Source organism: Vibrio sp. 10N.261.55.F4 (genome assembly GCF_041470465.1).
GTDB classification, from domain to species: Bacteria; Pseudomonadota; Gammaproteobacteria; order Enterobacterales; family Vibrionaceae; genus Vibrio; species Vibrio crassostreae_C.
On the sequence record NZ_JBFRMM010000020.1, the window covers coordinates 1 to 12,652 of the forward strand.

10 protein-coding genes are annotated in these 12,652 nt (G+C 42.7%); 3 read left to right on the forward strand and 7 right to left on the reverse strand.

All coding sequences use genetic code 11. From position 1 onward, the window contains the following. Window positions 1–130: 130 nt before the first annotated feature. A complete protein-coding gene (locus AB4249_RS10185) occupies window positions 131–2,491 on the reverse strand; it encodes a Lon protease family protein (RefSeq protein WP_017061577.1) in 2,361 nt (786 codons plus the stop codon). A gap of 240 nt (window positions 2,492–2,731) precedes the next feature. On the opposite strand from AB4249_RS10185, the gene AB4249_RS10190 reads away from it, so the two are divergent. After that, entirely contained in the window at window positions 2,732–3,226 is a 495-nt protein-coding gene (locus tag AB4249_RS10190; protein WP_102320288.1) for a hypothetical protein, read from the forward strand. Between the two features lie 12 nt (window positions 3,227–3,238). Then, complete coding sequence (locus tag AB4249_RS10195; RefSeq protein WP_372102986.1) at window positions 3,239–4,867, forward strand: ABC transporter ATP-binding protein; 1,629 nt, start codon at window positions 3,239–3,241, stop codon at window positions 4,865–4,867. Window positions 4,868–5,633: 766 nt separating this feature from the next. Here AB4249_RS10195 and AB4249_RS10200 read toward each other — a convergent pair. The 5 genes from AB4249_RS10200 to AB4249_RS10220 all read right to left on the reverse strand — a co-directional run bounded on the left by AB4249_RS10200 (window position 5,634) and on the right by AB4249_RS10220 (window position 10,563). Further along, entirely contained in the window at window positions 5,634–7,055 is a 1,422-nt protein-coding gene (locus AB4249_RS10200; RefSeq protein WP_102332271.1) for a glycoside hydrolase family 1 protein, read from the reverse strand. A gap of 57 nt (window positions 7,056–7,112) precedes the next feature. Next, window positions 7,113–8,516, reverse strand: coding sequence for a glycoside hydrolase family 1 protein (locus AB4249_RS10205; RefSeq protein WP_102428152.1), 1,404 nt, complete (start codon window positions 8,514–8,516; stop codon window positions 7,113–7,115). A 31-nt stretch (window positions 8,517–8,547) separates the two neighbouring features. Beyond that, window positions 8,548–8,853 carry a PTS lactose/cellobiose transporter subunit IIA gene (locus AB4249_RS10210; protein WP_102332273.1) on the reverse strand — a complete coding sequence of 102 codons (306 nt, stop codon included), beginning with the start codon at window positions 8,851–8,853 and terminating at the stop codon, window positions 8,548–8,550. 65 nt (window positions 8,854–8,918) lie between these two features. Continuing rightward, complete coding sequence (locus tag AB4249_RS10215; protein ID WP_102332274.1) at window positions 8,919–10,241, reverse strand: PTS sugar transporter subunit IIC; 1,323 nt, start codon at window positions 10,239–10,241, stop codon at window positions 8,919–8,921. A 13-nt stretch (window positions 10,242–10,254) separates the two neighbouring features. Continuing rightward, window positions 10,255–10,563, reverse strand: coding sequence for a PTS sugar transporter subunit IIB (locus AB4249_RS10220; protein ID WP_102332275.1), 309 nt, complete (start codon window positions 10,561–10,563; stop codon window positions 10,255–10,257). Between the two features lie 312 nt (window positions 10,564–10,875). Between AB4249_RS10220 and AB4249_RS10225 the strand changes: the two genes are divergently transcribed. Beyond that, complete coding sequence (locus AB4249_RS10225) at window positions 10,876–11,898, forward strand: LacI family DNA-binding transcriptional regulator (protein WP_102332276.1); 1,023 nt, start codon at window positions 10,876–10,878, stop codon at window positions 11,896–11,898. Between the two features lie 274 nt (window positions 11,899–12,172). Here the strand turns inward: AB4249_RS10225 and AB4249_RS10230 are convergent, their stop codons facing one another. Further along, window positions 12,173–12,592, reverse strand: coding sequence for a substrate-binding domain-containing protein (locus AB4249_RS10230; protein ID WP_372102988.1), 420 nt, complete (start codon window positions 12,590–12,592; stop codon window positions 12,173–12,175). Between the last annotated feature and the right edge of the window lie 60 nt (window positions 12,593–12,652).

Sequence of the window (12,652 nt, forward strand, 5' to 3'; positions counted from 1 at the left end):
CGCTAATCCGCGATGAACCACAAAAAAGCCATCGACTCTAGAATCGATGGCTTTTGCGTTTTAGCTGTTTATCTGTTTGTTTATCTATCTATTTAGCTTAGCTATTAAACTGTGTATCTAGATATTCAAACTATTTGCGCAGTGCGTTCAGTTTAGCTTGGGCGATACCAAATATAGTATCAATTGGATAACTACCCTCATCACTCGCCTCACCTGCGGCTTTGCCTGTGAACAGTTCAATCGCTTCTGTTACATGGTCAATCGCCCAGATATTAAACTCGCCCTTTTCAACCGCTTTCACAATATCGCTACGCAGCATCAGGTTGTGAACATTTGAACGCGGGATGATCACCCCTTGTTCGTTTGAACGCCCTTTGATTTCACACACATCAAAGAAACCTTCAATTTTCTCGTTCACACCACCAATTGGCTGAGACTCACCAAACTGGTTCATCGAGCCTGTAATTGCGATATCTTGACGGTTTGGTTGCTTAGAGAACGCTGATACAACCGCACAGAACTCGGCCATACTCGCACTGTCACCATCGACGCCACCATACGATTGCTCGAAGGTGATGTTAGTGGTGAGCGGGACTTTGGCTGTCTTACCAAATACGGAAGAAAGGTAAGCCGACAAGATCATCACGCCTTTTGAGTGAATACTGCCACCTAGGTCTACGTTTCTTTCAATATCAATCACTTCACCATCACCGTAAGCGGTGGTTGCCGTGATTCGGTTCGGCGCACCAAACATATGATCCGTCGTGCTGAGTACAGACAGAGCATTCACTTGCCCAACCGCTTGACCATCAACATGGATTAGCGTTGTGCCGTTAGTGAAGGTTTCCATCACGCTGTCTTGCAGTCGTCCGACACGCATCTGTTGGTTAGATAACGCTTGGTCAACGTGCGTTGCACGAATCAGGTTCGATTTTGAGCCTCTCGCCACGTAGTTTGATTCACGAAGCAGATTAGCAATGTGAGCAGAGTGCAGAGACAATTTACCTTGGTCCCCCGCCTGACGAGAGCTGTGCTCAATGATGCGAGCGATCGCTTTACGGTCACAATGCAGCATGTTGTTGTCGTGCACGATGCTCGAAATAAAGCGCGCGTAATGCATTTCAGAATCGGGAGTACGCTTCATCTCATCTTCAAAATCGGCCGTTACACGGAACAGTTCACCAAACTCTGCATCGTAGTGTTGCAGCAGTTGGTAAGTTCGGTAATCGCCAAACAGGATGATCTTAACATCCAATGGAATCGGTTCTGGATCAAGCGATACCGCCCCCGTTAAGGTCACCTCTTTTTCTAATGAAGTGAAGCTCAATTGACGTGAACGCAGTGCTCGTTTCAAGCCTTCCCAAACGTACGGCTGCTCAAGTACCTTCACCGCATCCATCAGTAATACGCCACCGTTGGCTCTGTGTAAGCTACCTGCGCGAATCAATGAGAAGTCAGTAAAGACAGTACCCTTGAACGTCGCCGTTTCTACATAGCCAAACAGAGAGTGATAATTTGGATTCTCTTCCACCACGATCGGCAGAGTCTCCTCCTTTTGGCTCACAATCACATTAACCTTGTAGCGACGCGGCATTTTCTTATCCAAAGAGGCCGTTGCAACTTCTGCTTGCTCCGTGCTCTCTTCTAAGAAGATGTCAGCGTTGTCGACAATGTCTTTACGCAGTGCCGTTAGGTACTTTTTGATGTCTGGATATTGGCTGTAATCCTTCTTCAATTGCTTGATGAAGTGCGTGATCACATCTCGCGCCGTATCATCATTCAGCTTTTGAATTTTCTCAGTGTACGTCTCTTCAAGTTCCGTCAGTTCACGAGAGATGGTTCGTAGGCCGACTTCCAATCCATCAATGGTTTTATCGAATTGATCTTGCTCTTCCGGCGAAAGCAGATCAAAGCTCTCTTCGGTATGAAGATCATCGCCATTCATTGCCACAAACTGGTAATCACCCTGAGTGGTGATCGTCAGGTTAATGCCCTTGTCTTTCGCTTCTTGGCTAATGCTTTCTAACGCGGCTTGTTGCTTAGCTGCTAATTGGTTTTTAAGCCTGTCAGCACGGCTAAAGTACATCTCGTTATCAAACGCTAGAGGCATACCTTTCAGCAGTTTACGCATCAATTTTTCAATATCTTGCTTTAAGCTGCTGCCAACGCCACGCGGCAATTTCAGTACCTTAGGTGTACGAATATCTTCAAAGTTCGCGATATAACACCAATCAAAAAGCTCCTGCACTTCTTGAGGGTGACGGTTCAGATAGCGCAAGATCATGGTGCGTTTACCCAGACCATTTCGCCCTATCGCATAAATGTTGTAACCCTTTTCCTTGATTGACATCGCGAACTCAACGGCTTTTTGTGCCCGTTCCTGCCCGACGATTTCGTCAATTGGAGCCAGTTCTTTGGTCGACTTACATGGTAGCTTATCTAAATCCGCTACCTGATACAGCTGTTCTGTATTGAGTCTTTGCATCGCCATCGCCGCCTCCTTAGTCCTTCATTACTTGGGTGTAGATAAAATCAGTGTAGATGTAATTTCCTACAAATTTAGTGACTTACGCTACACAGCTGTTCAACTGAACAAATAACACACAATTTAAGCCATTTTTAGGAATAGCTCGTCATTTAATTCACCAACTTAACATGTGAATGATTTTAATTTGCAATTGATAATAAATATCATTAACATTTTCTGATATTATAAATTGAGGATGTGGATATGGAAATTGAACGATGCTGGATGCACTACCTAAAAGCTGAACAGTTAATGGAACAAGGTCACTGGCCAGAAGCACAACGCCTTTATGGTGATGTTCTAACCTCACTTCCTCATCACATCCAAGATGCAGCATACCAAAGCGATATCAAGCCTTGCCAATTTGCCTGCTTGCTTGCCGGGTTAAGAGACGCGAGCGTCGCTCAATCAGAGATACTCAACCGATTAGGTCAGCACCAACAAGCCTTCGATACCTTGAATCAATCTTACGCTCTGATGCAATTTATCTCTCTGGAGAACACTGAGCTGATTCAACGTACCTTTGGATTATTGGAAAAGCAGAGCGAAGGTTTGCTCAATCACCTGATCGCTTTTTGCAGCGCTCAGCGCAGTTCGTATTGGATGCTCGAACTAGAACAAATTCAACGTGCTCATCACCATTTTGGGCAACTTAAAACCACGTCAGAAGTGAAATCTTCACCTAATGTCTTAAATTGATAAGGATATATCATGTCGGACCGGGCCATTCTTAAAGTCAATAACCTCTCCGTTAGCTTCACAACCAATGATGGAATCATTGATGCGGTAAAAAAGGTTAACTTTACCCTTAATTCTAGCGAAACCTTGGCCATTGTTGGTGAATCAGGTTCAGGTAAATCAGTCTCTTCTAACGCACTGATGCGTTTGCTCCCTGATAACGCCATCATTGATGCTCAATCTGAAATAGAATTTGAGGGGCAATCAATACTTGGCAAGACTGAACGAGAAATGCAGTCGATTCGTGGCGACAGAATCGGCATGATCTTTCAGGAACCGATGACCTCTCTCAACCCATACCTGCGCGTGGGCACACAAGTGGCAGAAGCTATTATGTGGCATCGTAAAGTGTCAAAGTCTCAAGCCAAACAGCGAGTGATTGAGCTGTTTAATCTTGTGCACTTGCCAATGCCAGAAAAGTCGTACACCAAGTACCCTCACGAATTTTCGGGTGGTCAGCTGCAACGCATCATGATCGCAATGGCGCTGATTAATGAACCGGATATCCTGATTGCTGACGAGCCTACAACTGCATTAGATGTAACGGTTCAAGCTGAAGTGCTTGCTCTTATCAAAGAGATCCAAGGCAAGATGGGAATGGCAATTTTGTTCATCACCCATGACTTAGGTGTGGTGAAACACTTTGCAGACCGCGTGCTAGTGATGTGTAAAGGTGAGCTCGTAGAAGAAGGGATGACTCAATCTTTGTTCGATAGTCCTAAACATGATTACACAAGAATGCTGATTAACTCGATTCCGAAAGGCGCTAAGATTCCTGTCCATGAATCAGCCCAAGAATTGTTAAACGCTGAAGACATACGGGTCCAATTCTTGGTTAAATCGCACTTTATCAAAAGTAAGAGTCAGTACTTCGAAGCTGTAAAAGGCATCTCATTGACCCTTAAACAAGGTGAAACGTTAGGCATTGTGGGTGAATCTGGCTCAGGCAAGTCAACACTGGGACGAGCGTTAATCGGTTTACTACCAAGTGCCGGACGCATTGTTTATAAAGGCCAAGATGTCAGTTTATTAACCGACAGAGAACGTCATAAGCTCAAGAAAGATGTACAGATGGTGTTCCAAGACCCTTATGGTTCTTTGTCACCACGCATGACAGTTGGAGAAATTATCACCGAAGGCTTAACGGTGCATCAACCTCATCTATCCAAGCAAGAACGTTTAGAAAGAGCGCGCAAAGCATTGATTGAAGTTCGCTTAGAGCCGAATTCAATAAACCGTTATCCACATGAGTTCTCTGGCGGGCAAAGACAACGTATCGCGATTGCTCGCGCACTGATTCTAGAGCCCTCTTTCATTTTGCTGGATGAACCGACTTCAGCACTCGATCGCTCAGTACAACTGACCGTGATTGACCTGCTGAAAGACATTCAAGCCAAGCACAATATCGGCTTCCTGTTCATCAGCCACGATCTCTCGGTAGTGAAAGTACTGTCGGATCGCGTACTGGTGATGCAGAAGGGCGAAGTAATGGAAGAAGGGTCTGCAGAAGAGATTTTCAATGCGCCGAAAAACAACTACACCAAGAAATTAATCGCTGCGTCATTCGACTTAGAAGATAAATCGAAAAAAAATGCCGCATAAAGGGAACTAATCAACATTAACAGCGTCTTATAATTACATTCTGAATATGTATCGCTACTCAAAATAATTGGAGTTGCAGCTAGGCAACAAATAAGTTCAGCCCTATGAGCATAGGAGTTCTATGTGATTAGGGTGAACTTAGGCAGTTAACAACGCTGCGGCTTCAAGTATGAAGAGTAGAATGGATTGAAATCTAGAATGGATATAGCAAAACTGGTTTGGCCGCCAAAAGAAAAATGTCGCATGGATGCGACATTTTTCGTTTCTGGCGTATATGAAAAATCAACTCAGTGATTCGCGCCAGTGATTCGAACCAGTGATTCGAACCAGTGATTCGAACCAGTGATTATGAAGGTTTGCTAAAATTAACGGACTTTAAACAGAGTTCGCTGGTAGTCGTCGTAGTCGAAGAGCGGCTTAGTTCAACTCGTTTTTGGACAAAAGTGTTTTAGTAACATTGTTAACCTAGCAATCAATAAGTTAGCTAAAAAGCCACAAAGATGACTAAGTTCATCAATTGAATTCCTCTACTCTGGAGCACCTATCATTGTGTTGTTAAGTTGACGTTCTATTTTTCTGCACCTACGACGTCTTTTTACTTAACTCATCATCTACCGGGTTATAGAGTTCACCGGCCAACACTTTCTCACGTTCAGTCTTTTTTTATTCTTTGCTTTTATGAAAGCGCTCGAAGTCATAATATTAATGATTTTACTTTTTGGTCAAAAACGAGCTATTGACATTTTTTGCAATAGCTCGCTTGATTTTAAGCGGGGTATTTAAGGCTTTCCCCTCGACTCGCTATAATGTCCTTATACCAATGGAAAGAAGCTTTTTTCTTTCTGTCTAGGTTGTTTTGATGGTCTACATAAATGAAGCCATATTGCTTTTTATAGCCATTCAGCCAACTGAGTAAGTCAATTGCAGACCATGCATAATAACCTTGAATGTTCACACCTTCATCAATGGCTTTTTTTACAGCCACTAAATGGTCATTAATGAAGTTAATTCGAGGAATGTCGCATATCTCTCCCTCAATGATTGGGTCTTCATCACCGAGGCCATTTTCAGTGATGTACATAGTGACATCACCATAATAGTCTTTGAGTAGTCTCAAACCATCAACAAAGCCTTCCGGTGAAATCTCCCAACCCCACTTGGTGTAACGCTTATCTTTCATTGATACGCTGCGGTATTCACCATCAAAGCTTGGGTTGCCAGGAGCACCTGTGGCATTTTCTCGTGAATGCTCAACGTGTTCTGCTTGGCCTAGAATTCTTTCTACTCGTACGGGTTGATAGTAGTTCAAACCAATAAAATCGTTGAGTGGAGCAGCTTGGGTTAATGCGAGTCTTTCTTCCTCAAGTATTTCAGGCATCCAGCCACGCTCTTCAAGAATCTTCAAAACATAGTCAGGGTAGTGACCTTTCAAGATAGGGTCATAGTACCAGTTGATGCCGAATTGATTTGCGTGACGCTCTGCCCATTTGTTGTCGATGCTATCGTCCACTGAAAAAGCAGGAGAGAATACGTGGCTTAAGCCGATATCACCATATTGATTTAGCTCTTTGTATGCGAGTACTGCTTTCGCATGTGCTGAAAATACATTATGAGTGGCTTGAAAGTAGAGCTTAGGCTCATCCTTAATACCTGGTGGATGGGCGCCAGCAAGGTAACCATGACCACAGAAAACAACGGTTTCATTGAAGGTTATGAAGTGTTTAACACGGTCCCCAAATGCTTCAAAACAAACTTTGGCATAGTTAACAAACGCATCAATGGTTGCTTTATTCGTCCAGCCGCCTTGTTTCTCTAGCTCCAATGGTAAATCCCAATGGTATAAAGTCACAAATGGTACAATGCCGTAATGTAAGCATTCATCAATAATGTTGTTGTAGAAATCGATGCCTTTTTGATTCACCTCACCAGTACCGTTAGGAATAATTCGAGGCCAAGCGATAGAAAAACGGTATGACTCTAGCCCCATTTCTGCCATGAGTCTAATGTCTTCTTTATAACGGTGGTAGTGATCTACAGCTAATTCACCCGTTGTATTTTCAAAGGTTTTGCCTGAGATTTTAACGAATTCATCCCAGTTACTCGGGCCCTTACCGTCTTTATCGATTGCGCCTTCTATTTGATAAGCGGCAGTGGCTGCGCCAAACAGAAAACTGTTGGAGAATTTCATAGTCTTTTCCTAGTTTAATTGAATGCTTGGAGCGTAGGCTCCAAGCATTCAGACTGGTTATGCAGTGTGTTTAGAGATAAGAGCGTTGTACCAATGGAAGCTTGCCTTTTTAGAACGTTTCATCTCTTTTAGGTCAAACTCTTCACGGTCAACATGAATAAAACCATAACGTTTAGCACAACCTTGGTGAGTACTGACTAGGTCAATTGCAGACCAAGGACTGTAACCGAAGACCTCAACACCATCAGTGATAGCAAGCTGAACTTGGTCAATATGTTGCTGTAGATATTCGATGCGGTAGCTATCATCAATTGAACCGTCAGCTTCGACGGTATCAAAAGCACCTAGACCGTTCTCAGTCACAATAAGAGGTAGAGCATAACGCTCGTAAATTTCACGCATTGTGGTACGGAAACCAACAGGGTCAATCTCCCAACCAAACTCGTTTTTCACTAGGTTCGGGTTCTCAGTACCACGGTAAGCACCGACTTCACCAATCGTGATTTGTTGGTCGCCAGTTGAGTTGATGTCGCTCTCATCACCAGTACTTTCAGCAACGGTTTGCGAGTTGTAGTAGTTAAAGGCGATAAAGTCAGGCTTAGCTTGAGCCATAATGTCCATATCGCCGTCTGCAATCTCTGGTGTTGCATCACGTTCTTTTAAGAATCGCATCGCTGTTGGGTTGTAGCGACCATAAACTGCCATATCTAGGTATAGCCAGTTACGAATTGCCGAGAACGTGTTCGCTGCAAGAACATCTTCTGGTTTTGAAGATGCAGGGTAAATCGTTGAAATATTTGGCGCAGGACCAATTTTAGCTTGAGGAAGCATATCGTGACAAAGTACCATTGCTTTGGCTTGTGCTAGCAACATGTGGTGGTTTTGTTGGTATAGATCTTTCACCGGGTTCTCACCGCTAACACTCTTGGTACCAATGGCATCACCGTGCAAGATCATCATATTTTGTTCATTAATTGTTAGCCAGTACTTAACACGGTCACCGTACAGCTCGAATAGTGTTTTAGAGTACAGTGCAAACGCATCAACAGTGTCACGATTTGACCACCCGCCTTTTTGTTGTAAAGCGTATGGTAAATCAAAGTGATAAATCGTTAGGATAGGCTCAATATTGTGCTTGATCAGTTCGTCGATTAAGTTGCTGTAAAACTCCACGCCTTTCTGGTTAATTTCACCGTCACCATTAGGGAAGATACGCGTCCAAGCCACAGAGAAGCGGTATGCTTTCAAGCCTAGCTCTGCAAATAGTGTTACGTCTTCTTTGTAGTGGTGGTAGTGGTCACTGGTAACTTTAAAATCTGTTGTACCCTCGACAATTGGAGCCATATCGATAACTGATGGTCCTTTACCGTCTTCGTTCCAAGCGCCTTCAACTTGGTAAGCTGAGGTTGACGCGCCCCAAAAGAAATCGGTAGGGAAAGGAGTTAGATTCTTAGGTTTCATGTTTATCTCTTTATTTTAATCTGTTGTTATTTTATTGAATTTTACGGTGTAGGTTGATTAGCTCTTCAATCAACTCACGAGCAAGCATTGCAGTCATAATGTGGTCTTGAGCGTGAACCATGATTAGGTTCACTGGCACTTTTCCTTCACCTTCATCCATTCCAATGAGCTCAGTTTGAACCTTGTGAGCACGCTTTGATGCCTCAGTAGATTGTGTTAGTAATGAGTCAACTTCTGCCCATTCACCTTTCTTTGCATTCTGTAGCGCTTGCATTGCTAGGCTTTTTGACTCGCCAGCATTGATGATCAATTCCATTACGGTTGATTCTAGTTCCATGTGGATATCCTCAATATTTTTGATGAATAGAGTGGTAGTACCCACTCTATTGAGTTGGATGAATGTTACGCGAAGCTTTGTTCACTAGATTTGTTATCTTGAGTAGAATTTGTGTCTTGAGGCTGCTCTTCTGCAAGCAACTGTTTTTCGTAAATTTTGAAGAATGGGTAGTAAACAACCAGATTTACACCAATTAGAATGAACACCAATACAGCATTGTTTAGCTGCCATCCAGCTCCCCAAGCTGCACCTATTGGTGCTGGTGCCGTCCAAGGAACCAGTGAAACCATTTTGCCAATCCAGTCCATACTCGTCGCGAAGTAAGCGATGATAGCGTTGATCATTGGAGCGCCGACAAATGGAATGAACATAATAGGGTTCATAACGATTGGTGAACCAAAGATTACAGGTTCATTGATGTTGAACATTGCAGGAACTACACCAAGACGACCGATTGTTTTAAGGTGAGCAGATTTACTTCTCAGGTAAAGTAGAACTAATGAGAATGTTGCACCAGAGCCGCCTAATACAATAAAGAACGACCAGAATGGTTCAATAAACACTTGAGGCAGTTCCATTCCTGCAGCAAGAGCTTCTTGGTTTACACCTAGGTTGTAAAGCCAGAAGGGTGCCATGATGCCAGAAACGATTGCTGAACCATGAATACCAGCAAACCATAGAGTATGTGCAACAAGTACAGCAAGTAAAATCGCCGGCAATGTGTCAGATGCTGATACCAATGGCTGGAATAGAGCCATAATTGCACCTGGAATTAGCATATCGAAATTGTTTTGAATTAGAAGGTTTAGTGGATAAATCGTAACTATCACGATCATTGTTGGGATCAGCAGGTTAAATGACTGACGAATTTTATCAGGCACCTGCTCCGGCATTTTAATGCCAATATTATGAACTTTTAAGAAACGAGTCAGTTCAGTAACAAAGATCGCAACAATGATTGCAGTAAAGATACCAGTGCCACCAAGGTACGTTGCAGACAGAGCACCATCTTTCATCGGTGCTGCTATCAAAAGAAATGACATCAATGAAAGCATTGCCGTTGGTAGGGCATCTAACTTGTAGCTATTTGCTAGGTTATACGCGATACAAGCAGAGATATAACATGACATAATCCCCATACTCATATTAAAAGGGGTCATGATTTCATCAAAATAGGTGGATGACATTGAAATCCACCATTGACCTAAGGCAAACGCGGTATCTTCCGAAAAAGGAGGAAAAGCAAACACAAGCAAGAAAGAACCCACGATCATGAAGGGCATTGCGCCAATGAAGCCGTCACGAATTGCACACACGTGCTTTTGAGTTGCCAGTCGGCCTGCTATCGGTGTTAAGGTGTTTTCTAGAAAATCGAATAATGCTTTCATCGTGATATCCCTCTTATTGATTTAGCATTGTGATTGCATCGTTAAGGATTTTTTCGCCTTTCATCATGCCGTAATCCATTTGATTCATTACAGAAATTGGTTTGTTAGCAGCATCAGCAATCTCTTTGAAATCATTGAGTTTGTATTTAATTTGTGGACCTAGTAAAACGCAATCGAAGTTTGGAAGGTTCGACTCGAATTCATCTAATCCCACAGCTTCAATATGCGCTTCAATCCCTTTCGCTGCCGCAGATTGCTTCATTTTGTTTACGACCATGCTAGTAGACATACCAGCAGCACAGCACAATAAAATGTTGATCATGATTTAGTTCCTTTTCTTATTAATTTATCACTTAATCTAGTAAGCGTTGTAGAGTACGAGAAAAATGTAACCGGTTACAGAAACCGGTTACAGAAACCGGTTTCACTTGTGTGAGAAATGTCATAAAATATCGTTACTCAATGCTACAATTGATGACGGGCATCACATTAGGTAAGAAATCGGGTTCGAATTTAGGGGTTACTATGTTCTAGTAGACAGTAAGATAACTTTATTTTTTGATAATTGGTCCATATAAACAATAACTTATAATAATATCCAAACGTAACGTGGGTAAGTGATGAAAGGAATAGAATGAGTACCATTGTTGATGTCAGCAAACTTGCTGGAGTCTCCAAAGCAACAGTCTCGCGTGTGATCAACGGCACAGGTCAGGTTAAACAATCGACAAAAGATAGTGTCTTCGCCGCGATGGAACAGTTGGGTTACCGTCCAAACCGGACCGCTCAAGCTTTAGCGACAAATAAAACTGATACAGTGGCATTGGTACTGTCTAACTATGACAGTACTAGGTGGGGTGTACTATTACAGCAAATCTCAATTCAACTTCAATCAGAAGGCAAAACACTAACAGTAATCGATGGTAAGAATGACCCTCAACATGAATATGAAGTAATTAGACAACTAGAAGGGCAATTTGATGCCATTTTGCTTTATAGCCGAACCCTATCTGATGAGCATATACAAACGTTAGAATCACAACTGTCCGTGCCTTTTGTTGTGTTAAACCGTGCCTCTATGGCAGGGAATTACCATTCAGTATCCATTGATCAATCTAGTCTTATCGTGACCGCAATGGAACATTTGATTTCATGCGGTCATAAGAGCATCGCATGCATAACTGGTCCAATAGACAACCCAACAGGAAAAGCTCGTATCGAAGGTTATAAGCGAGCTTTAGAATCATCTAGATTGCCTTATAATCCATCTTTAGTGTTATCCGGTGATTACCATATAAGAAGTGGATATGATCTGTGTACCAACCTCTTGAAGTTAAATGTGAAGTTTACGGCGATTCTCGCATTTAACGATAATATGGCTTTAGGAGCGATTAAAGCTTTGTCAGAAGAAGGGGTTCACGTTCCAAGTCAAGTATCTGTTATTGGTATAGATAATGATCCTTTTGGTGAGTTTTCAACCCCAGAATTAACGACCATAGACTTACCGATTGAACTCATGGCACAGAATGCTGTTAAGTTAGCGCTAAAGCTACGTGATGAAGCTGTTCCATATGAACCGAAAATCTTAAATGGAAATTTAATAAGTCGAAATTCAGTGACCCCATTCCATGCGAATAAGTCTTGGTTAAGTTTCTAAAACCCTGAGGTGTGTGATTCATACAAAGCTCTCCTCGGAAAACAGCCCCAAAACGAGCCATTAAAGATGGCTGACTCGTCAGTCCTTTTTCCATTGTTGTAGCAAACTTTGGGGCAAAAGTGTTTTAGCTTACCTGCCCCGTATTGAACAATATGAACGCGCAAATATAAGCGGTGAGATCGATAGCTTTACTCAGCGGTATTCCTGCACCATGGTTCGCATTGACATCAGTACGAATCATCACAGGCGCACCACCTTGATGCTTGTCTTGAAATTAACGATACAAAGATTTGGTCGACTCTCTCACAATTAAATCAATCGGAGGCAACCTTGCTTCATGTCGCTCGCCAGATAACAAGTTCAAGATCGACTGAGCACACACTTCACCAATCTCTTCAATTGGCTGCCTTAATGTTGTTAACGCGGGTGTGAAATACTTCGACGTTGGTAAGTCATCAAACCCAATCACTGACACATCTTCTGGCACTTTATAACCGTGATCGTGTAGCGCCTTAATCGCCCCGTAAGCGGTTTGGTCGTTAGCAGTAAACAAGGCGGAGAAGTGAACCTTAGATTCTAACTCTTGGATTCGTTTTTCTAATGCTTCGATATTAGTATCAGCAGCAAAAGAAGAGAGTGAAGCAAGCGATGCCGCCACTGCGACCGTTATTGGCAAAAGCTTAAATTTTTGCATTGTATTTCCCTATTATTTTTTTGAGTTTTCATCGAACAGGGAAATATTAAGCAATGAAAG

Bases quoted from the DNA above. Each gene is read 5' to 3' on its own strand.
- AB4249_RS10185 (WP_017061577.1), bottom strand. From the start codon at position 2,491: ATGGCGATGCAAAGACTCAATACAGAACAGCTGTATCAGGTAGCGGAT.
- AB4249_RS10190 (WP_102320288.1), top strand. From the start codon at position 2,732: ATGGAAATTGAACGATGCTGGATGCACTACCTAAAAGCTGAACAGTTA.
- AB4249_RS10195 (WP_372102986.1), top strand. From the start codon at position 3,239: ATGTCGGACCGGGCCATTCTTAAAGTCAATAACCTCTCCGTTAGCTTC.
- AB4249_RS10200 (WP_102332271.1), bottom strand. From the start codon at position 7,055: ATGAAATTCTCCAACAGTTTTCTGTTTGGCGCAGCCACTGCCGCTTAT.
- AB4249_RS10205 (WP_102428152.1), bottom strand. From the start codon at position 8,516: ATGAAACCTAAGAATCTAACTCCTTTCCCTACCGATTTCTTTTGGGGC.
- AB4249_RS10210 (WP_102332273.1), bottom strand. From the start codon at position 8,853: ATGGAACTAGAATCAACCGTAATGGAATTGATCATCAATGCTGGCGAG.
- AB4249_RS10215 (WP_102332274.1), bottom strand. From the start codon at position 10,241: ATGAAAGCATTATTCGATTTTCTAGAAAACACCTTAACACCGATAGCA.
- AB4249_RS10220 (WP_102332275.1), bottom strand. From the start codon at position 10,563: ATGATCAACATTTTATTGTGCTGTGCTGCTGGTATGTCTACTAGCATG.
- AB4249_RS10225 (WP_102332276.1), top strand. From the start codon at position 10,876: ATGAGTACCATTGTTGATGTCAGCAAACTTGCTGGAGTCTCCAAAGCA.
- AB4249_RS10230 (WP_372102988.1), bottom strand. From the start codon at position 12,592: ATGCAAAAATTTAAGCTTTTGCCAATAACGGTCGCAGTGGCGGCATCG.